This window comes from Paraburkholderia kirstenboschensis (assembly GCF_032806925.1).
Taxonomy (GTDB): domain Bacteria; phylum Pseudomonadota; class Gammaproteobacteria; order Burkholderiales; family Burkholderiaceae; genus Paraburkholderia; species Paraburkholderia kirstenboschensis.
In genome coordinates this window covers 2,627,005-2,646,629 of the sequence record NZ_CP136513.1, presented here as the reverse complement: position 1 = coordinate 2,646,629, position 19,625 = coordinate 2,627,005, and the positions used below count along the sequence as shown (strand labels likewise).

The following is a 19,625-nucleotide window of genomic DNA, read 5'->3' as shown; positions in this document are numbered from 1 at the left end:
TGCCTCTTGCGCGACCGAGACCGGTCACCGGATAACCCTCGCGGTCAACCCGCTTTGCGAACTCGTCCCTTCTTGCCGAGGGCGGCGCAGCGTGCGCGGCACATGCAGGTTACCTCGTGATCGTTCACCATGCCGACCGCCTGCATGAACGCATAACAGATGGTGGAGCCGACGAACTTACAGCCATAGCGCTTCAACGCTTTGCTGAGTGCATCGGAAATTTCCGTCGATGCCGGCGCCTGCTTGTACGATGCCCATTCGTTCTGAATCGGCGTGTTGTCGACGAAAGACCAGATGAAGTTGGCGAGCGATCCGTGTTCCGCCTGGATCTGCTGCACGGCGCGCGCATTGGTGATGGCGGCCTCGATCTTGCCGCGATGGCGCACGATGCCTTCGTCCGCCACGAGCGTCTCGACGTGCTGCGGAGTGAAGCGCGCGACCTTGTCGATATCGAAGTCGGCAAACGCGCGCCGGTAGCCCGCTCGCTTGTTAAGAATCGTCGACCACGACAGCCCCGCTTGCGCGCCTTCCAGCACGAGCATTTCGAAGAGATGCTGGTCCTCGCGGGACGGCACGCCCCATTCGGTGTCGTGGTAATGTGCGAGCGCTTCGCTCGATACCCAGTTGCATCGCTGTGTCATTTGGCGCTCCCCGTAGTCATGTCGCTCGCCAGCATAGCGGAACGCCTCGGCGCCGCAAGCTAGCCGTTCGGCTAATTGCCGGATCGAAATAGACCTGCCACGCTATGCACATTTCCCAGGAAACGCACCTTTGCCAATGAACGAAGACCTATTTCTGATCGGCGTCGACGGCGGCGGCACCGGCACGCGCATCGTGCTGGCCGACGCGCACGGGCGCGAGTTGGCGCAGGCGGCAAGTGGGCCGTCGGGTCTTGGGCTGGGCGTCGAACGTGCGTGGCAAGCGATCGCGGCGGGCTGTGCCGATGCGTTCGCACACGCGGGCGGCGCGCTCGACTGGTCACGCTGTGTGCTCGGTTGCGGTCTCGCGGGCGTGAACAATCGCGACTGGCTGGCGGCGTTTCTCGCGCAGGCGCCAGCTCTGGCCGGGCTCGCCGTCGAAAGCGATGCGTACACGACATTGCTCGGCGCGCACGGCGGCGCGTATGGCGTGATTGTCGCGCTCGGCACGGGCAGCGTCGCGGCGGCGGCCGAACGGGACGACGGCGAATACCGGACCGTCAGCGGCTATGGTTTTCCGTCGGGTGATGAAGCGAGTGGCGCCTGGCTCGGAGTGCGAGCCATTGTTCACGCACAGCACGCGCTCGACGGACGGGGCCCGAACGACGACCTCGCGCAGGCGCTTCTCGCGCACGTCGGCGCACACGATCGCGACGGGCTAGTCGTGTGGCTTTGCGAAGCGAATCAGACCGCGTATGCGAGCCTCGCGCGAATCGTGATTGCGCACCGTGCGCATCCATTCGCCGCGCGGCTGCTCGGCGAAGCGGGCCTTCAGATCGGCAAGATGATCGCGGCACTCGATCCATCGGCGGCATTGCCCATTGCATTGTGCGGCGGCCTCGGCGCGCCGTTGCGCGAGTATGTGCCGCAGATCTATCAGCCACGGCTGCGCGAACCGTTGTCGGACTCCGCGCACGGTGGCTTGCAACTGGCGCAGCGCGAAGCCGCGCGGCTTGTGGGCAACGCGTGAGCGAATGTCTGACCGGCGTCCGGAGCGTGCGCGGGCATCGCGGGTTCAACGCCGGGCGCAAAGCGCTCGGGCCCATCTCGTCATCGACGGTAAAATAGCGCCTTCCACGCTGCTCGCCTTCCCACTATGTATAAAGTCATCGCCACGGATCTGGACGGAACGCTGCTCAACGCCGACCATCAGGTCGACCCGTTCACGGTCGCCACCGTGCGCAAGCTGGAAAGTGACGGCGTGCAGTTCGTGATTGCAACGGGCCGCCATTTCTGCGACGTCGCGGGTATTCGCGACATTCTCGGCATCAAGCCGTACCTGATCACGTCGAACGGCGCGCGCATTCATGCGCCCGACAACACCGTGCTCCACGCCGACGACCTGCCGCCCGCCATCGTGCAACATCTCGTGCAGCCCCGAATTGTCGGCGAGCACGGCCGCGTGATCGTGAATCTGTTCGCCGACCAGGCGTGGCTGATCGACCGGGACGCGCCGGAGCTGCTGAAGTTTCATCAGGATTCCGGCTTCACCTATGAAGTCGCCGAACTGCTCACGCACGACGGCGTCGACATCGCCAAGGTTCTTTACATTGGCGATCCGGCGGATCTGGCGAAGGTGGCGGCGAATCTCGCACGCGAGTTCGGCCACGCGCTCTATGTGACGTATTCGCTGCCGGACTGCCTGGAGGTAATGACGTCGAACGTGTCGAAGGGACGCGCGTTGCAGATCGTGCTCGAGCGTGTGGGCGTGGACGCAGCGCATTGCGTGGCTTTCGGCGACAACATGAACGATATCGACCTGCTCGAAACGGCCGGCCATCCGTTCATGATGAACAACGCGAATCCCGATCTGATGACAAGGCTGCCAAATGTGCCGCGCATCGGCAACAATTTCGAAGCGGGCGTCGCGCATCACTTGCGCAAGCTCTTTTCACTCGACGACGAACTGACGGCCTGACAGCCGAAGTCTCGAATGCAACCGGCCCGCATCGCGCGTTTGCAGATGCGGGCCGGTTGACACCAAGCCGGGCTTTCTCCGGCTCTTTTAGCGGACGTGATGACTAGTCGCGCCATCCGCCACGGCGGTCGCCGCGATCGCTACGGTCGTCGTGGCCCCAACGGCGGTCGTTCCGATTCCAACCGTGCTCGTAGCGGTGGTCGCCGCGATAGTAGTCGCCGCGATCATAGCGACGGCCCCAGCCGCTATTGCCGTAGTACACCGGTTGCGGTGCTGCGTAGACCGGCGCGGGGCGGGTGTAGACCGGCGTGCCGAGCGACAGCCCGATGTTCAGATCCGTGTGCGCTTGCGCTACACCGCATGCGCCTGCTGCTAGACCTGCGGCAACCAGCAATTGAGTGACGATGCGTTTCATGTTGTTCTCCATGCAAGAGGCTTGCTGTGAAGCGACGGATGTTTGTCGCACAGGTCCAATCTACGCATTCCAGCTCGCGAGTACTGCGACCAGATGTTACGGACTGCAAGCATCGTCGAAGGGCTAGAAAGCACGCACTCCTGCCTGCCTTGCGTCGGATCGGTGCAGCTAGTTGAGGGGAAAGCCTGTCGCAGCGGGGCGTTGGGGCGGGCAAGCGGCGCGCGCATCGTATTGGCGGCAACCAATAGGAGCGTTAGCAGGTGTGGCGCGTAATCGCGGCTTACATCTGTATAACGGAATTAATCTGGTTCACTCGACGAATCCGCTGATGCGGCGCTCGGCGCATCGGCAGCGCTGGCTGACTTAAGTGTCAAACGGCCGCGAGGACCAGCAATATAGATGCTGCTTAAGCGGCTGCTCGATCTCCCGGGCACGCGGTCCTCATAAAAAACGGGCGCCGTAGCGCCCGCTCTGACCGCAGCCAACCGGTTTCGTCTAGTCCAGTGCCAGCTTCCGCGCGTCAGCGCTGCCGCTTTCCGCGACCAGTGGATATAGCACGCCGGCAATTACGGCGCCGATGATCGGCGCGATCCAGAAGAGCCACAACTGATCCACCGCAGCCCCGCCGACGAAAAGCGCTGGGCCGGTCGAGCGCGCCGGGTTGACCGAGGTGTTCGTGACCGGAATCGAGGCAAGGTGAATCAGCGTCAGGCACAAGCCGATCGCGATGGGCGCAAAACCGGCCGGCGCGCGTTTGTCTGTCGCTCCGAGGATGACGAACAGGAAGAAGCCGGTCATCACCGCCTCGCAGACAAATGCCGCGGCGAGCGAGTAGTGGCCCGGCGAGCGCTCGCCATAACCGTTGCTCGCGAAACCACTCGCGACGAGTTCGAAGCCGGGCTTGCCCGAGGCGATCAATGCAAGCACAGCCGCGCCAAGCACGGCGCCGACCACCTGCGCGACGATGTACGGGAGCAGGTCGCGAGCCGGGAAGCGGCCCGCCACCGTCAGGCCGACGCTGACCACCGGGTTCAGATGGCAGCCGGAAATGTGGCCGATCGCATACGCCATGGTCAGCACCGTCAGCCCGAAAGCGAGCGACACGCCGACGAAGCCGATGCCGAGGCCATGCACCGGACCGGCGAAGTTGGCGGCCAGGACAGCGCTGCCGCAGCCTCCGAGCACGAGCCAGAAGGTGCCGAACAACTCGGCAGCAAGGCGTTTTGACAACTGCATGATTGGTAATCCTAAAATAGTTGATGCTCTGAAAGCACGGAGTCTGAGCGCACGCTCCGATCGGGCGCGTGCCTTTGAGCGCCAATTCTAAGGAGAGAGTCGCCAATCGAGTGTCAAGAATTGTCAATGCCGGGCGGCATTGCCGATTATTCCGGGATAAAGCCGTTTTGCAATTCATCGATCTTAATAATTATCAGAAGATACCGTCCTAAATCAGTAATGTTATCCATTGCGAATTTTTATAATTACAGTTAGTCTGCGGAGCGAATGAGATCTAAAAGGGGAGAACCGGAATGTCTCAATATGCAGACCTCAAGGCGCAGATCGCCAAATTGCAGGCACAAGCAGAAGAAGCCCGCCGTACGGAAATCGACAATGTGATAGCCGACATCCGCCAAAAAATCGCCGAATACGGCCTTACTGCGCAGGACCTCGGTTTTGCAGTAGCCGCCAAGCGTGGACGCCCGCCCAAGAAGGCGCCACTTCCGGCTAAATATCAGGACCCGAAAACCGGTAGTACGTGGAGCGGACGCGGCAAACCGCCGAAGTGGATCGTCGGCAAGAACCGTGAACGCTTTTTGATTGGCGCAAGCTGAGTCGTTCGCGAGTGAACGAAAGCAAATTGTAGGATCGGCGCGAGTCCGACTTTACTCGGCTGTTCTAATCGGACATGGAAGCGCATCCACGTCGCCATTAAAAAAGCCGCCTTTGCGAGGCGGCTTTTCGGTAAATGAAGCGGGATAAGTCCGAGTTACCGTTTGCGCAAACGATTCACGTGGAAAAAATACCTGCATTCCGTGCGTCAATCGAAAAGCGCTTGGCGCATGTGAGCCCGGATTGCGACAGAGTACTGGCCCGTTTAAGGCACCGGCACCCTGGCTGCGCTGTCATCTACAGGCTCACCATGCTTCAGCCCACCGCGACCTGGCGAAGGATCGGCCGACGCGAAGCCTCGATCAGCGCCGCATACGCGTCCACGTAGTTGCGTGCCATCGTCTTCGAGCTGAAGCGGCGCTCGAACTGCGCGCGGATCTCGCTGCGCGACAACTCGTCCAGACGTTGAAGCGCGGCCACGGCGCCCTGCACGTCTTCTACGATGTAACCCGTCACGCCATGGTCGATCACTTCCGGCACCGAACCGCGGTTGAAAGCGATCACCGGCGTGCCGCACGCCATCGACTCGATCATGACGAGCCCGAACGGCTCCGACCAGTCGATCGGAAACAGCAGCGCCTTGGCGCCCGACAGGAACTCGGGCTTTTGCGCCTCGTTGATCTCGCCGACGAACTCCACATGCGCCTGCGACAACAGCGGCTCGATCTTGCGCTTGAAGTAGTCCTGGTCGGCCTTGTCCACCTTGGCGGCGATCTTCAGCGGCAAACCGCTTTGTGCAGCGATCTTGATGGCTGTATCGACGCGCTTTTCAGGACAGATCCGGCCGAGGAACGCGAGGTATTCCGGCTTCTTGTGCGCCTGCGGCGTGAGCAGCTGCTCGGGCAGCCCGTGGTAGATCGTGCTCAGCCAGTTTGCTTGGGGCAGCGGCAGGCGCTGGGAATCGGAAATCGAGACGACCGGCGCGCCTGAAAACGCGTCGAATACCGGCTGCAATTCGGGCAGATCGAGGCGGCCGTGCAGCGTGGTCACGAACGGCGTGTCCATCGTCGAAAAGAGCGGAAACGGCATGTAGTCGAGGTGGAAATGCAGCACGTCGAACTCGTGCGCGACCCGGCGCACCTTTTCCATCATCAGGATATGGGGGGCGAGCGCGTCGCGAACCGTCGGGTCGAGGCGCAGCGCACGTGGCCAGCACGCGTCGAGCTTCGCGGAAGTCGCCGAGTCGCCGCTGGCAAACAGCGTGACGTCGTGACCCTCGTCCACCAGTGCCTCGGTGAGGTAGGACACGACACGTTCGGTGCCGCCGTAAAGTTTCGGCGGGACTGCTTCATACAGCGGCGCAATTTGTGCGATTCGCATGCGTTTCTCCTGGTGAGTACGGCTTCGCACAGCGGCGCTCGAGTAGAGCGAGGAGCGAATGCCTGACGGACGGTTGGGCGCGGTATGCCGCCGCCCGGGGGTGCTCCGAAGCTGCATCGGGTTATCCCTTAGCTTCATTATCGGGATCGGCCGCGCCAATTCGAGTTAATTTTCAAACGCTTAACGTTGTTACAGCGCGAAACACGAGACGTTACACACGCTCAGGCGGCCGCCAGGCGCTCTGAAGCTGGTTCTGGCGGGAAATGGCGAACCCACGGGAAGCCGCCGCGCTCCCTTGTAGCAAGCACCGAGCCCGGCCTGCAGAGTTCAAGTTATTACACAGCGGTGAAAACGTCTTATAATTCGGCTCACCGTTAAACGGTGCAAGCTTGGCGCTCGCCAAACTCACCGGTTGGTTGATTTCCGCGAAGTTCAATATCCACGGCGCATAGCGACCCGAACCACCGCGTCAACTAATCCGCTTCAATCCGCCTCCGAGCGCAGCGCTGTAGGAAAAACTCCTACACGAATGACGGATTTATCCGTCAAACAAGCTGGGTGTCTGTCCGATTTCGTTTCGCTCCCCCTTTCGAGACAATGCTTGCAAGACTACAAACGAGCCGACCGGCGCGGTTTAACTGCGCGCGTTCAAGCAAACGTTTCCGTAACGGCCTGACCAGCCAGATACACCCCGGGGGAATCATGAGCGCGACAAGCGAAATGCTCAATGAGATCAGAGAAGTCAACCTTTCTTATCTCATGCTCGCGCAGCGCCTGCTTCGCGAAGACAAGCCCATGGGCATGTTCCGCATGGGAATTTCGGACCAGTTGGCCGATGTGCTCGCCAACCTCTCGTTGGCGCAGACCGTGAAGCTGGCGGCGTCCAATCAGGTGCTGTGCCGTTTCCGTTTCGACGATCACGCCGTGCTGTCCGCGCTCGCGGACAAGGGCAAATCAAGCGCCGTTGCGCAGGCGCACTCCGCGATCCTGATGGCAAGCCAGCCCGTCGAGCAACTCGGCTGATGGCAGTCCGCACGAGGCAAGCAGTCGGGACGGGAACGTAAGCGGATGGCCTATAAAAGCGTGGTGCTCGAAGTCAAGGAAATCACCTTGGCCATCGAACTGATCGAACTCGGCGCGCGTCTGCAACTGCTCGAGGCGGAAACCAGCCTGTCGCGCGACCGGCTCATCAAGCTGTACAAGGAACTGAAAGGGGTCTCGCCGCCCAAGGGCATGCTGCCGTTTTCCACCGACTGGTTCATGACGTGGCAGCCGAACTTTCACTCCTCGCTGTTCTACAACATCTACCGCTTCATGGCCGACCATGGCGGCTGCGCGACGATCCAGTCGATCGTGAAGAGCTACCGGCTTTATCTCGAGCACGTGCATTTGCACGACGACGAACCCGTGCTCAGCCTCACGCGCGCATGGACGCTCGTGCGCTTCTTCGATTCGGGGATGTTGCAGATCACGCCCTGCTGCCGCTGCGGCGGGCATTTCGTCGCACATGCTCACGACCCGAAACACGGGTTCGTCTGCGGACTGTGCCAGCCGCCTTCGCGCGCCGGTAAGACAAAGAAAGTTGCCGACGCCCGCGCCCGCGAGAGCCTCGCCGCGCTGGTCGCCTGATCGGCGAGCGGGCCGCCGGCGCGCGGCCCTCGTTCACCTCCCCGTCCAATGGGCCTTGCCGCCCGGCCGATTGTCGCGCCGAGCCTCGCGCATCGCGCGTGTGGCCGGCCGCGCCCGCCTCTGGTTTACACCGGCGCGGCCAGCCGCTTTTCCGTCAAAGTTTTCTGGTGCGTTGCCGTAAACCAGTTTAACGACGGTCACCGTCGCTTCTTTGTGAGGGCTCCGCAGTGCTGATTTTCGTGGGAACACTCGTGACGCTTTTGTCCGTCTTCGGCGGTTACGCGCTGGAAGGCGGCCATCTCGGCGCGCTGTTGCAGCCCGTTGAAGTGCTGATGATCGTCGGCGCTGGCATCGGCGCGTTCATCCTCGGGAACGGGATGAAGACGATCAAGGCGACGCTGCGCGTCATTCCGACCCTGTTCAAGGGCGCGAAGTACAACAAGGACGTCTACATGGAGCTGATGGCGCTCCTCTACGTCCTGCTCGCCAAGGCGCGCAAGGAAGGCACGCTGACGCTGGAAGCGGACATCGACGATCCGTCGAAGAGCCCGATCTTCACGCAGTACCCGAAGATTCTCGCTGACCATCACATCATCGAGTTTCTGACCGACTACCTGCGCCTGATGGTGGGCGGCAACATGAATGCGTTCGAAATCGAAAGCCTGATGGACGAGGAGATCGAGACGCATCACCAGGAAGGCGAAGCGCCCGCGCATGCGCTGAACAAGGTCGGCGACGCAATGCCGGCGTTCGGTATCGTGGCCGCGGTGATGGGCGTGGTGCACACCATGGCGTCCGCCGACAAACCGCCGGCGGTGCTCGGCGAAATGATCGCGCAGGCGCTGGTCGGTACGTTCCTCGGCATTCTGCTTTCGTACGGGCTGATCGGGCCGCTCGCGAGCGTCGCCGAACAGCGCGTGACCGAGTCGACCAAGATGTTCCAGTGCATCAAGGTGACGATTCTCGCCAGCCTGAACGGCTATGCGCCCGCAATCGCCGTCGAGTTCGGCCGCAAGGTGCTCTTCTCGACCGAGCGTCCGTCGTTCGCCGAACTCGAAGAGCACGTGCGCCGCGTGAAGGCCAAGTAAGGGCGCCGGGAACGAACCGATGAGCAACAACAAAGACCGCGCCATTGTCGTCAAGCGCGCCGCGCCGAAGAAGGCCGGCCACCACGGCGGCGCCTGGAAGCTCGCCTATGCGGACTTCATGACCGCGATGATGGCGTTCTTCCTGCTGATGTGGCTGCTGAGTTCGGCATCCACGGTGCAGCTGAAAGGCATCGCGGAGTACTTCAACCAGCCGTTGAAGATCACGCTGTGGGGCGGCGACCGCAGCGCGGAAGATTCGAGCATTCTGAAGGGCGGCGGCCGCGATATTTCGACCGATGCGCAAGGAGTGACGCGCTCAACGGACGGTTCGAACAATCGAGCCGAGCGCACTGTCTCGCATAGCAGCGAAGACTCGATGAAGCAGTTGCAGGGTGAGCTGGAGCGACGCGAGCAGGTCCGTCTGCACGATCTGCAAGTGAAGCTGATGGCCGCGATCGAAGCGAATCCGGTGCTGCGCCAGTTCAAGCAGCAGATACGAATCGATTCGACGCTGACCGGCTTGCGCATCGAAATCGTCGACTCACAGAAGCGGCCGATGTTCGCGACGGCGAGAGATCAGGTCGAGCCGTACATGCGCGACATTCTGCGCGAGATCGGCCACACGCTGAACGATGTGCCGAACCGCATCATCGTGCAAGGACACACCGACGCCGCGCAGTACGCGGGCGGCGAGAAGGGCTACAGCAACTGGGAACTGTCCGCGGACCGCGCGAATGCGTCGCGCCGCGAGCTGATCGCCGGGGGCATGGACGAAGCAAAGGTGATGCGCGTACTCGGCCTCGCGTCGACGCAGAACCTGAACAAGGCGGACGCAATGGATCCGGAAAACCGCCGCATCAGCATCATCGTTCTAAACAGGAAGTCAGAGGATGCGCTCAATCATGACGACTCCACTACGACGACCTTGTCGGACGACGCAGCCGGCTCGAAGCCGCTGCTGCAAAAACTGGCGCAGCCGATGACGGTCGCGCCCAAGGTGCCGGCAATAGCGCCGGCGGCTCAGTAACAGAAGGCGGTCGCCCGGCTGCTCCATGCGCCTCACTGGCGCGGACAGCGAGGCGACACATAGCGTAAGTGCAGCGAGGTTTTCATGATCAGGCATATCCTGGCAATCGACGATTCGGCATCGATGCGGCAGATTCTTTCCGCGACGCTGACGGCGGCCGGCTATGAGGTGACGCTCGCCGCGGACGGCGCGGAAGGGCTCGAAAACGCGCTCGCCGTGCGGTTCGACCTGGTGTTGACCGATCAGCACATGCCGGGCAAGACCGGCCTCGATCTGATCGCCGAACTGCGTGGCAATGCGGCCTACGCGGCGACGCCTATCCTCGTCCTGACGACGGAATCGGGCGAGTCGTTCAAAGCCGCGGCGCGCGAAGCGGGTGCGACCGGCTGGATCGAAAAGCCGCTCGACCCCGACATGCTCACGGAACTGGTGGCGGCGCTGGCCGAGCCGGATCAGGCGTAAGCATCAACCTCAGACAAGTTATAGAAGCTCTCGACGCTGCGGCACGGTAGCCCAAGCCTAGACAGGAACTCTCGCGGTGACCCAGGCATGACACTCGACATCACTCAGTTCTATCAGACGTTCTTCGACGAAGCGGACGAACTGCTCGCGCAGATGGAGCAGTTGCTGCTCAATCTGGACCTCGCGCAACCGGACCCCGAAGACCTCGCGGCAATTTTCCGCGCGGCACATTCGATCAAGGGCGGCGCGGCGACGTTCGGCTTCACCGCCTTGACCGAGACGACCCACATCCTCGAATCGCTGCTCGACCGTGCGCGCAACAACGAACTCGTTCTGCGCAAGGACATGATCGACACGTTCCTCGAAACCAAGGACGTGTTGTCGGGCCAGCTCGCCGACTACCGCGCGAGCGCAGAGCCCGACGCGGCGGTTGCGAAGGCGATCTGCGCGAAGCTCGAACAGTTGCACGCGGAAAGCCGCGGCGTGGCTGCGCCGGCTGCTGCAGCGCCGGTGCAAGTCGCGGTAGCGGCGCCGGTCGAGGAACTGGCAACAGTAGAAGAAGGCAGTCCGCCGGAGCACGTCGTCGAACAGGCGGTGCAGGCGGCGGGCGAATGGAATGACGGCGAACCGGCACAGACCGGGCAAGCCGAAGGAACCGGCGACGCGGACGACGCCGCCGGTCCACATCTGAAAATTACGCTACGGGGCGTTGATGAGAAGGACCAGGAACTCCTTGCCGAAGAGCTGGGTAACCTGGGCAATATCGTCGGGCGGGTCAAGAGTGGCGGCGATCTCACGCTGTGGCTTCAGACCGATGTTACGTCCGACGACATCATCGCCGTGTGCTGTTTCGTGATCGACGAAAGTCAGATCTCGATCGGCCGCGGAACCGCACCGGCGGACGGTGCTCAGCAAGGCGAACCTGGAACGCCCGACGCTGAGCCTTCGTCTCCGGCGCAAGCAGCACCGGCGGCTTCGGCCGCCACTAATACCGCAGCACCCGGGGCGCCTGCCGCGACGGTCGCGCAGCCTGCTCCGGCGCGCGCCGCCGAGCCCGCCAAGGCAGCTCCGGCTCCCGCAGCGGCTCAAGCGCCTGCGGCCAGCGCACCGGCAGCAGCTCCGGCGTCCGCTGGCGCGGCAGCCGGCGAGCAGGATCGCAAGGCCGCACGTCCGGCAGCGGCGGCAGGCGGCGCGGAAGGCAGCTCGATTCGCGTGGGCGTCGAAAAGGTCGATCAACTGATCAACCTGGTCGGCGAACTGGTGATCACGCAGGCGATGCTTGCGGAAACCACCAGCACGTTCGATCCGGCGCTGCACGATCGCCTGTTCAACGGCATGGCGCAGCTCGAGCGCAACGCGCGCGATCTGCAGGAAGCCGTCATGTCGATCCGCATGATGCCGATGGACTACGTGTTCAGCCGCTTCCCGCGTCTCGTGCGCGATCTCGCGGCGAAACTCGGCAAGGAAGTGGAACTCGTCACCTTCGGTCAGGCGACCGAACTCGACAAGAGCCTGATCGAGCGGATCATCGACCCGTTGACCCACCTCGTGCGCAACAGTCTCGACCACGGCATCGAAACCGTGGAAGCGCGGCGCGCGGCGGGCAAGGATTCGACTGGCCAGCTCGTGCTGTCGGCGGCGCATCACGGCGGCAACATCGTGATCGAAGTCAGCGACGACGGCGCCGGTCTGCGCCGCGACAAGATTCTCGCGAAGGCCGCGAAGCAGGGCATGCAGGTCAGCGAAACGATGACCGACGAGGAAGTCTGGAACCTGATCTTCCTGCCGGGCTTCTCGACGGCGGAGCAGGTCACGGACGTGTCGGGCCGCGGCGTCGGCATGGACGTGGTCAAGCGCAACATCCAGGCGATGGGCGGTCACGTGGAAATCACGTCGCACGCCGGCAAGGGCAGCACGACGCGCATCGTTCTGCCGCTCACGCTGGCGATTCTCGACGGCATGTCCGTCAAGGTCGGCGACGAGATCTTCATTCTGCCGCTGAACTTCGTGATGGAATCGCTGCAGCCGCAAGCCGAAGACATCTACACGGTCGCCAACGGCGAGCGCGTGGTGCGCGTGCGCGGTGAATATCTGCCGCTCGTCGCGTTGCACGAAGCGTTCAACGTCGACGGAGCGAAGCAGGAGCCGACCCAGGGCATCGTCACCATCATGCAAACCGAAGGGCGTCGCTTTGCGATGCTGATCGACGAGCTGGTGGGACAGCAGCAAGTGGTCGTGAAGAACCTCGAAACGAACTACCGCAAGGTGCGGGGCATTTCCGCGGCTACCATTCTTGGCGACGGCCGCGTAGCACTGATCGTGGACGTGGCGGCGCTGAACCGCGAGTCGCGCAAGGCGCATGGCGCAATGAGTCTCGCATGATGTCCGTCAAATTCGCTGTAACACTCACTCAACTTGATTTATCCCAACCGTTTGGGGGCTAACGTGGCAGAAGTTCAATCCATCAATTCGAGCGTCGCGAACGCGACGAATGGTCGCCGCGACGCGCAGCTGGCCGACGCCGGCGGTCAGGAATTCCTCGTCTTCACGCTCGGCGCCGAAGAGTACGGCATCGACATTCTCAAGGTGCAGGAAATCCGCGGCTACGACAACGTGACGCGCATCGCGAATGCACCCGAGTTCATCAAGGGCGTCATCAATCTGCGCGGCATCATCGTGCCGATCGTCGACATGCGCATCAAGTTCCATCTGGGCCGTGTCGAGTACGACCACCAGACCGTCGTGATCATCCTGAACGTCGCGCATCGCGTGGTCGGCATGGTGGTGGACGGCGTGTCCGACGTGTTGACGCTTGCCATCGACCAGATCATGCCGGCGCCGGAATTCGGCGCGACGCTGACGACCGAGTACCTCACGGGTCTCGGCACCGTCGACGGCCGCATGCTGATTCTGATGGACATCGAGAAGCTGATGACGAGCCGCGAAATGGCGCTCATTGAAACGCTCGGCGTCTAACGGCCGCGGCGTTCAGAAAAGCTTGGGACAGGGAGCATTGAGATGCTAAGCAGGTGGTCGATTCGCACATCGCTCACGCTAGTGGGGATCATTCTCGTCGCGCTGACCATGGTGGTCGGCGTGCTTGGGCTGACGGCGCTCGGCAGCGCAAGCAAGTCGCTCGACCGCATCGCGCGCGGCGATCTGGTTGCGATTCACGCGCTCGACGACGCTTCGGCATATCTGCTGCGCTCGCGTGTTTCGCTGGACCGCTTTACCGCGCTGACAGCCGCTGGCGACACTGAAACGGCGAAAAAGGTTCTGGACCGTGCAGTGGAACTGTACGGCTTCAGCAACAAGAACTGGCAGACCTACGTCGACGCGCCCAAGAACGGCGTCGACCAGGCGCAGATGGACGAACTGCTCGCGCGCCGCACCACGCTCGTGCGCGACGGCATGGAGCCGGAATTCGCCGCACTGCGCGCGAACGATCTGGCGGCTTACCACGCGATCGCCGATACGAAAATCAGCCCGATGTTCGTCGTCTACGACAATGCGGCGTCCGCGGTGGTCAAGAGCCTGCAGCAACAGGCGGTGGACCAGCAGGCAGCCGCGCAGTCGAACATTTCGCTGATGACGACGCTGATCGTCGCGTTTGCCGCACTCGCGCTGCTGCTCGTGATCGGCCTGCGTTTCGCGCTGCGCGGCCTCATCGTGCAGCCGCTTCAGGACGCAACCGAATGCTTCGAGCGGATCGCCGCGGGTGATCTGTCTGAAGCGATCGAGGTGAGAAGCCGCAACGAAATCGGCCGCCTCTTTGCCGGCATCAAACGGATGCAGGAAAGCATGGCGTCGATGGTGACCGCGGTTCGCAGCAGCACCGAATCGATCGACACCGGCGCGCGCGAAATCGCGATGGGCAACACCGATCTGTCGCAACGCACCGAGCAGCAAGCCGCCTCGTTGCAGGAAACCGCATCGAGCATGGAGCAACTCACGGGCACCGTGCGTCAGAACGCCGAGAACGCGCGTCAGGCGAGCCAGCTCGCTGTGAACGCGTCCGACATCGCGACGCGCGGCGGCAAGGTGGTGAGCCAGGTCGTCACGACGATGCAGGACATCGCGAGCAGTTCGAGCAAGGTGGTCGACATCATCGGCGTGATCGAAGGCATTGCGTTCCAGACCAACATTCTGGCGCTGAACGCGGCGGTGGAAGCGGCGCGTGCCGGCGAACAGGGCCGGGGCTTTGCGGTCGTGGCCGGCGAAGTGCGCAGCCTTGCCCAACGCAGCGCGAGCGCCGCAAAGGAAATCAAGGAACTGATCGGCGACTCGACCGACAAGGTGCAAAGCGGTTCGGCACTCGTCGGACGCGCCGGCACGACGATGGACGAGATCGTGCAGGCCGTGCGCCGCGTGACCGACATCATGGGTGAAATCAGCGCGGCGTCCGAGGAGCAATCGGGCGGCATCGAGCAGGTGAATCGCGCGGTCGTGCAGATGGACGAAGTGACGCAGCAGAACGCCGCGCTCGTCGAAGAAGCAGCGGCAGCGGCAGGGTCGCTCGAAGATCAGACGCGTCAGTTGCAAGCCGTGCTGAGCGGCTGGAAGGTCGCCAGCAGCCCGGCTCCCAGTTTCGCCGCGCCGGCCCAGCCGCAGGTGAAGGCGCGGGCGGCGGTGGGCAAGAGCAAGACAGTGGCGAAGAGCGCGCCGCGACCGGCGCATGGCGCGTCAGCGCAGCCGGCAGCAAGCGGAGCAGCAAGCGCAGCAGCAAGCGGAGCAGCAACCGCAAATGCAGCATCGGCAGGCAGTACCGCTTCCGCTTCAGGCAATCACGAAGCAGGCGCGGTGCGCGTCGAACCTGCGCTCAAGCCGAAGACGCCGCCCGCGGCATCCGCGCCCACAGCACGGCCGGCCGCTGCCAGCGTAGCCTCGGCGGGCTCGGACGCGGACTGGGAAACGTTTTAGAAAATGACGAAGAAACATGCAGTCATTCGGTATCTCGCTCCGCGTGGCGCGAATCATCGAAGCACGCTCATACAGCGTGTCGCGGGCCGACTGCATGGTGGCGGAACTTGCGGGCGGGCGCGACCCCGTGAAAATAATCCCTTGCTCGCCGGCAGCTCCGTCGCGCAAGCGTGATGGCTCGTATCGCAGGCAGGAACTTTCATGATGGCAACGCGCGCACAGCAACGCACCGACCGTGCAGAACCGGTCAGATCCGGCGAACAGGGACGTGATTTCGAATTCACTTCTGCGGACTTCACACGCATTCGCGAACTGATTCACCGCAGCGCCGGCATTTCGCTCTCCGATCACAAGCGCGACATGGCGTATAGCCGTCTCGCTCGGAGGCTGCGCGCCCGTGGTCTCGACTCGTTCAAGCAGTACCTCGATCTGCTCGAAGCGGAAAACGATCCCACCGAGTGGGAAGCATTCACCAATGCGCTCACGACGAACCTGACCGCGTTTTTCCGCGAAGCGCATCACTTTCCCATCCTGGCCGATTTCGTGCCGCGCCGCGCGCAGCCCGTTTCGGTGTGGTGCTCGGCGGCATCGACCGGTGAGGAGCCGTATTCGATCGCGATGACGCTGATCGAAGCGCTCGGCGAGACCGGCGCGCGCCAGGCCACGGTGCTCGCAACCGACATCGACACGCAAGTGCTTGCGAAAGCCGAAGCCGGTATGTACCAGTTCGACCAGGTGAAGCACCTTTCGCCGGAGCGGCTCAAGCGCTTTTTCCTGAAGGGCACCGGCGCGCATGCGGGCATGGTCAAGGTGCGTCCGCAAGTGCGCGCGATGGTGCGCTTCGAGCAGTTGAACCTCACCGACCGGGATTATCAGTTGCGCACGCAGTTCGACGCGATCTTCTGCCGCAACGTGATGATCTATTTCGACAAGCCGACGCAAGCGCAGGTGCTCGGCCGCTTCGAGCCGTTGATGAAGTCCGGCGGCCTGCTGTTCGCTGGCCACTCGGAAAACTTCACCTACGTCACGCAGGCTTTCAAGCTGCGCGGTCAGACTGTGTATGAACTGACGAGCGATGCAGCCGGCGCGCGCGCACCGACGCGCACGGCGTCGACGAGCGGGGTGACGGTATGAGCAGCGCCTTGCCTATCGCGACCAATCTTTACTACGACAACCACTTCGAACGCCCCGGCGTGAAGCTGTTGCCCAACGAGTTCTACACCACGCACGAGGACATGGTGCTCGTCACCGTGCTCGGTTCGTGCGTCGCGGCCTGCATTCAGGATCGCACGGCCGGCATCGGCGGCATGAATCACTTCATGTTGCCCGACGACGGCGCGGAAGTCGGCCAGCCTGCATCGGATTCGATGCGCTACGGCGCTTACGCGATGGAAGTGCTGATCAACGAACTCATCAAGGCCGGCGGCCGACGCGAGCGTTTCGAAGCGAAGGTGTTCGGCGGCGGCGCGGTGCTTGCGGGCATGACGACGATCAACATCGGCGATCGCAATTCGGAATTCGTGCGCCGCTATCTCGCGCTCGAAAAGATTCGCATCGTCGCCGAGGATTTGCAGGGCTCGCATCCGCGGAAGGTGGCATTCATGCCGCGCACGGGCCAGGTGATGGTGAAGAAGCTGCGTCTGCAGCAGGACCCGAGCGTGGCCGAGCGCGAACAGGCGCTCGTGCGGCAGACCGCCGAAGCGCGCGCCGAGCGGCTTGCCGCCGCGAGAAAGCGGGTCGAACTGTTTTCAGCGCCAGCCGCCACGAGGCCGAAGATAGAACTCTTTGCCTCGAACGGTGGCTCGGGCAGCACGGCAGCGAACGGCGCTGGCGCGTCAAGATCGCGTATCGAACTGTTCGGCTCGACCCCGCGCCCGACTAATTCAAATAACGCCAGAACCGCGGAGGAGGCGTGAGCGCTGTGCAAAAGATCAAAGTATTGTGCGTCGACGATTCGGCGCTGATCCGCAGCTTGATGACGGAAATCATCAATAGCCAGGCGGACATGACCGTGGTTGCAACCGCTCCCGACCCGCTGGTCGCGCGCGAGCTCATCAAGCAGCACAACCCCGACGTGTTGACGCTCGACGTCGAAATGCCGCGGATGGACGGTCTCGACTTCCTTGAGAAGCTGATGCGTTTGCGTCCGATGCCGGTCGTGATGGTCTCCTCGCTGACCGAGCGCGGCAATGAAATCACGCTGCGCGCGCTGGAACTCGGCGCGGTCGATTTCGTGACGAAGCCGAAGGTCGGCATTCGCGACGGCATGCTCGACTATTCGGAAAAGCTAGCCGACAAGATTCGCGCGGCGGCGCGCGCTCGCGTGCGCCAGGCCTCGCCGGTGCATCATGCGCCGGCTGCCGCCGGACATGCGCCCGTCGGCGCCGCGCCGCTGTTCAACAATCCGCTGCTGAGTACCGAGAAGCTGATCATCGTCGGCGCGTCGACGGGCGGCACGGAAGCCATCCGCGAAGTGCTCGTGCCGCTGCCGCCGGATGCACCCGCGGTGCTGATCGCACAGCATATGCCGCCGGGTTTCACAAAATCTTTTGCGCAACGCCTCAATGGTTTGTGCCGGATTACCGTTAAAGAGGCAGAGCACGGCGAACGTGTGTTGCCGGGACATGCGTATATCGCCCCGGGCCACGCTCATCTGCTGCTTGCCCGCAGCGGCGCGAACTACATCGCGCATCTGTCGGACGATCCGCCGGTGAACCGGCATCGTCCGTCGGTGGACGTGCTGTTCCGTTCCGCCGCGCAGCACGCGGGCAAGAATGCGGTCGGAGTGATCCTGACCGGAATGGGGCGCGATGGCGCCGCAGGTCTGCTGGATATGAAAAAGGCAGGGGCTTACACCCTTGCGCAGGACGAGGCGAGCTGCATCGTGTTCGGCATGCCGCGCGAAGCGATTGCGCTGGGCGCGGCCGACGAAATCGCGTCGCTGCCGGACATGTGCCGGCGCGTGATGGCGCGGCTTGCGTCGATGGGCGATCGCGTTCAGCGGGTATGATGCGCCGTTCGAATTGAGGCGGTCATACGCCGCACCGTGAATCAAGTAAAGGGAATCAAATGGATAAGGCAATGAAGTTTCTGGTTGTAGACGATTTTCCGACGATGCGCCGGATCGTTCGCAACCTCCTGAAAGAGCTGGGCTACGGCAACGTCGACGAAGCCGAAGACGGCCAGGCCGGTCTCGCCCGTTTGCGCGGCGGCACGTACGACTTCGTGATCTCCGACTGGAACATGCCGAACCTGGACGGTCTCGCGATGCTCAAGGAGATCCGCGCCGATGCAAACCTCAAGCACCTGCCGGTGCTGATGGTGACGGCCGAGTCGAAGAAGGAAAACATTATCGCGGCGGCTCAGGCCGGCGCGAGCGGTTATGTCGTAAAGCCGTTCACGGCCGCGACGCTGGACGAGAAGCTCAACAAGATTCTCGAAAAGATGGCCAAGACCGGGAGCTGATGTGAACCTGCCGACCAATGCACCAGGCGCCGAAGCGGTCAACGAGAGCGGCGACTTCGCGTCAGACCGCATTCTTGCCCGCATTGGACAACTGACACGTACGCTGCGTGATTCGATGCGCGAGCTTGGGCTCGACAAGCATGTCGAGCGCGCGGCCGAAGCCGTACCCGATGCACGCGACCGTCTGAAGTACATCGCGAACATGACCGAGCAGGCCGCCGAGCGCGTGCTGGGCTCGATCGATGTCGCGAAGCCGATCCAGGAGCAGTTGCAGAAAGACGCCGGCGAACTCGACGCGCGTTGGGAGCAATGGTATGCGGCGCCGATCGAACGCGCGGAAGTGCGCGCGCTCATGAACGATACGCGCGAATTCCTGCGCGGCGTGCCCGCAGCAACCACCGCGACCAACTCGCAGCTCATGGAGATCATGCTCGCGCAGGACTTCCAGGATCTGACCGGTCAGGTGATCAAGAAGATCACGGACGTCGTGTACCTGATCGAGCAGCAGTTGCTCGGCGTGCTCGTCGAGAACATCGCACTCGAGCGCCGTGAGCAGTTCGCGGCGCACGCCGCAGCGCTGGTCGCCGAAGTATCGCCGACCGGCAGCCCCGAGCATCTGCTGAACGGTCCGCAGATCAATCCGGAAGGCAAGACTGACGTCGTTCAGGACCAGTCTCAGGTCGACGATCTGCTCGCTAGCCTCGGTTTCTGAGCGGCCCGCGCCCTTGCGGCGCGAGGCCAGCCAGTATGAATAGCAAGGCGCGCTCCCGCGCGCGAATGCTGTCTATCGACA

20 protein-coding genes are annotated in these 19,625 nt (G+C 62.9%); 16 read left to right on the top strand and 4 right to left on the bottom strand.

Features of this window, described 5'->3' with window-relative positions:
* Positions 1-44: 44 nt before the first annotated feature.
* Positions 45-641 carry a DNA-3-methyladenine glycosylase I gene (locus RW095_RS34615; RefSeq protein WP_317020299.1) on the bottom strand — a complete coding sequence of 199 codons (597 nt, stop codon included), beginning with the start codon at positions 639-641 and terminating at the stop codon, positions 45-47.
* A 136-nt stretch (positions 642-777) separates the two neighbouring features.
* On the opposite strand from RW095_RS34615, the gene RW095_RS34610 reads away from it, so the two are divergent.
* Positions 778-1,668, top strand: a complete 891-nt coding sequence (locus tag RW095_RS34610) for a BadF/BadG/BcrA/BcrD ATPase family protein (RefSeq protein ID WP_317020298.1) — start codon at positions 778-780, stop codon at positions 1,666-1,668.
* Positions 1,669-1,794: 126 nt separating this feature from the next.
* The gene (locus RW095_RS34605) at positions 1,795-2,616 is read left to right on the top strand and encodes a Cof-type HAD-IIB family hydrolase (RefSeq protein WP_317020297.1); all 822 of its coding nucleotides are present in this window, start codon (positions 1,795-1,797) and stop codon (positions 2,614-2,616) included.
* Positions 2,617-2,719: 103 nt separating this feature from the next.
* On the opposite strand, the gene RW095_RS34600 is transcribed toward RW095_RS34605, so the two are convergent.
* Together RW095_RS34600 and aqpZ are read right to left on the bottom strand one after the other, a co-directional pair.
* A complete protein-coding gene (locus tag RW095_RS34600) occupies positions 2,720-3,031 on the bottom strand; it encodes a PXPV repeat protein (protein WP_317020296.1) in 312 nt (103 codons plus the stop codon).
* Between the two features lie 495 nt (positions 3,032-3,526).
* Positions 3,527-4,267 carry an aquaporin Z gene (gene aqpZ, locus RW095_RS34595; RefSeq protein WP_317020295.1) on the bottom strand — a complete coding sequence of 247 codons (741 nt, stop codon included), beginning with the start codon at positions 4,265-4,267 and terminating at the stop codon, positions 3,527-3,529.
* A 293-nt stretch (positions 4,268-4,560) separates the two neighbouring features.
* On the opposite strand from aqpZ, the gene RW095_RS34590 reads away from it, so the two are divergent.
* Positions 4,561-4,863 (top strand): H-NS histone family protein, encoded by a 303-nt coding sequence (locus RW095_RS34590; protein ID WP_020070720.1) that lies wholly within the window; start codon positions 4,561-4,563, stop codon positions 4,861-4,863.
* Between the two features lie 313 nt (positions 4,864-5,176).
* On the opposite strand, the gene RW095_RS34585 is transcribed toward RW095_RS34590, so the two are convergent.
* Positions 5,177-6,241 (bottom strand): glycosyltransferase family 4 protein, encoded by a 1,065-nt coding sequence (locus tag RW095_RS34585; protein ID WP_317020294.1) that lies wholly within the window; start codon positions 6,239-6,241, stop codon positions 5,177-5,179.
* 702 nt (positions 6,242-6,943) lie between these two features.
* Between RW095_RS34585 and flhD the strand changes: the two genes are divergently transcribed.
* The 13 genes from flhD (at position 6,944) to cheZ (ending at position 19,544) form a co-directional block, all read left to right on the top strand.
* On the top strand, positions 6,944-7,264 hold the full coding sequence (flhD, locus tag RW095_RS34580; RefSeq protein ID WP_317020293.1) for a flagellar transcriptional regulator FlhD: 321 nt from the start codon (positions 6,944-6,946) through the stop codon (positions 7,262-7,264).
* 45 nt (positions 7,265-7,309) lie between these two features.
* Positions 7,310-7,870 (top strand): flagellar transcriptional regulator FlhC, encoded by a 561-nt coding sequence (gene flhC, locus RW095_RS34575; protein ID WP_128596008.1) that lies wholly within the window; start codon positions 7,310-7,312, stop codon positions 7,868-7,870.
* A gap of 227 nt (positions 7,871-8,097) precedes the next feature.
* Entirely contained in the window at positions 8,098-8,958 is an 861-nt protein-coding gene (motA, locus tag RW095_RS34570) for a flagellar motor stator protein MotA (protein WP_134961442.1), read from the top strand.
* A 19-nt stretch (positions 8,959-8,977) separates the two neighbouring features.
* Positions 8,978-9,985 (top strand): flagellar motor protein MotB, encoded by a 1,008-nt coding sequence (motB, locus tag RW095_RS34565; protein WP_317020292.1) that lies wholly within the window; start codon positions 8,978-8,980, stop codon positions 9,983-9,985.
* A gap of 84 nt (positions 9,986-10,069) precedes the next feature.
* The gene (locus RW095_RS34560; RefSeq protein ID WP_317020291.1) at positions 10,070-10,447 is read left to right on the top strand and encodes a response regulator; all 378 of its coding nucleotides are present in this window, start codon (positions 10,070-10,072) and stop codon (positions 10,445-10,447) included.
* Between the two features lie 87 nt (positions 10,448-10,534).
* Positions 10,535-12,829 (top strand): chemotaxis protein CheA, encoded by a 2,295-nt coding sequence (gene cheA, locus RW095_RS34555; RefSeq protein ID WP_317020290.1) that lies wholly within the window; start codon positions 10,535-10,537, stop codon positions 12,827-12,829.
* 63 nt (positions 12,830-12,892) lie between these two features.
* Positions 12,893-13,423 carry a chemotaxis protein CheW gene (locus tag RW095_RS34550; protein WP_317020289.1) on the top strand — a complete coding sequence of 177 codons (531 nt, stop codon included), beginning with the start codon at positions 12,893-12,895 and terminating at the stop codon, positions 13,421-13,423.
* Positions 13,424-13,465: 42 nt separating this feature from the next.
* Positions 13,466-15,367, top strand: coding sequence for a methyl-accepting chemotaxis protein (locus RW095_RS34545; protein WP_317020288.1), 1,902 nt, complete (start codon positions 13,466-13,468; stop codon positions 15,365-15,367).
* Positions 15,368-15,568: 201 nt separating this feature from the next.
* A complete protein-coding gene (locus RW095_RS34540; protein WP_317020287.1) occupies positions 15,569-16,501 on the top strand; it encodes a CheR family methyltransferase in 933 nt (310 codons plus the stop codon).
* Positions 16,498-17,283 (top strand): chemoreceptor glutamine deamidase CheD, encoded by a 786-nt coding sequence (cheD, locus tag RW095_RS34535; RefSeq protein ID WP_317020286.1) that lies wholly within the window; start codon positions 16,498-16,500, stop codon positions 17,281-17,283. Before RW095_RS34540 ends, cheD begins: the two co-directional genes overlap by 4 nt.
* A gap of 5 nt (positions 17,284-17,288) precedes the next feature.
* Complete coding sequence (locus RW095_RS34530) at positions 17,289-18,377, top strand: protein-glutamate methylesterase/protein-glutamine glutaminase (protein ID WP_317022783.1); 1,089 nt, start codon at positions 17,289-17,291, stop codon at positions 18,375-18,377.
* 59 nt (positions 18,378-18,436) lie between these two features.
* Positions 18,437-18,832: a chemotaxis response regulator CheY gene (gene cheY, locus RW095_RS34525; protein WP_006050905.1), complete on the top strand. Its 396-nt coding sequence runs from the start codon at positions 18,437-18,439 to the stop codon at positions 18,830-18,832.
* A 1-nt stretch (position 18,833) separates the two neighbouring features.
* A complete protein-coding gene (cheZ, locus tag RW095_RS34520; RefSeq protein WP_128592425.1) occupies positions 18,834-19,544 on the top strand; it encodes a protein phosphatase CheZ in 711 nt (236 codons plus the stop codon).
* Positions 19,545-19,625: the final 81 nt, after the last annotated feature.

What these genes read in the sequence shown, in the direction of transcription:
- flhC (WP_128596008.1), top strand. Translation starts at nt 7,310, where the DNA reads ATGGCCTATAAAAGCGTGGTGCTCGAAGTCAAGGAAATCACCTTGGCC.
- RW095_RS34615 (WP_317020299.1), bottom strand. Translation starts at nt 641, where the DNA reads ATGACACAGCGATGCAACTGGGTATCGAGCGAAGCGCTCGCACATTAC.
- cheD (WP_317020286.1), top strand. Translation starts at nt 16,498, where the DNA reads ATGAGCAGCGCCTTGCCTATCGCGACCAATCTTTACTACGACAACCAC.
- motB (WP_317020292.1), top strand. Translation starts at nt 8,978, where the DNA reads ATGAGCAACAACAAAGACCGCGCCATTGTCGTCAAGCGCGCCGCGCCG.
- RW095_RS34590 (WP_020070720.1), top strand. Translation starts at nt 4,561, where the DNA reads ATGTCTCAATATGCAGACCTCAAGGCGCAGATCGCCAAATTGCAGGCA.
- RW095_RS34585 (WP_317020294.1), bottom strand. Translation starts at nt 6,241, where the DNA reads ATGCGAATCGCACAAATTGCGCCGCTGTATGAAGCAGTCCCGCCGAAA.
- RW095_RS34545 (WP_317020288.1), top strand. Translation starts at nt 13,466, where the DNA reads ATGCTAAGCAGGTGGTCGATTCGCACATCGCTCACGCTAGTGGGGATC.
- RW095_RS34560 (WP_317020291.1), top strand. Translation starts at nt 10,070, where the DNA reads ATGATCAGGCATATCCTGGCAATCGACGATTCGGCATCGATGCGGCAG.
- RW095_RS34605 (WP_317020297.1), top strand. Translation starts at nt 1,795, where the DNA reads ATGTATAAAGTCATCGCCACGGATCTGGACGGAACGCTGCTCAACGCC.
- RW095_RS34600 (WP_317020296.1), bottom strand. Translation starts at nt 3,031, where the DNA reads ATGAAACGCATCGTCACTCAATTGCTGGTTGCCGCAGGTCTAGCAGCA.
- cheY (WP_006050905.1), top strand. Translation starts at nt 18,437, where the DNA reads ATGGATAAGGCAATGAAGTTTCTGGTTGTAGACGATTTTCCGACGATG.
- aqpZ (WP_317020295.1), bottom strand. Translation starts at nt 4,267, where the DNA reads ATGCAGTTGTCAAAACGCCTTGCTGCCGAGTTGTTCGGCACCTTCTGG.
- RW095_RS34540 (WP_317020287.1), top strand. Translation starts at nt 15,569, where the DNA reads ATGATGGCAACGCGCGCACAGCAACGCACCGACCGTGCAGAACCGGTC.
- flhD (WP_317020293.1), top strand. Translation starts at nt 6,944, where the DNA reads ATGAGCGCGACAAGCGAAATGCTCAATGAGATCAGAGAAGTCAACCTT.
- cheA (WP_317020290.1), top strand. Translation starts at nt 10,535, where the DNA reads ATGACACTCGACATCACTCAGTTCTATCAGACGTTCTTCGACGAAGCG.
- RW095_RS34610 (WP_317020298.1), top strand. Translation starts at nt 778, where the DNA reads ATGAACGAAGACCTATTTCTGATCGGCGTCGACGGCGGCGGCACCGGC.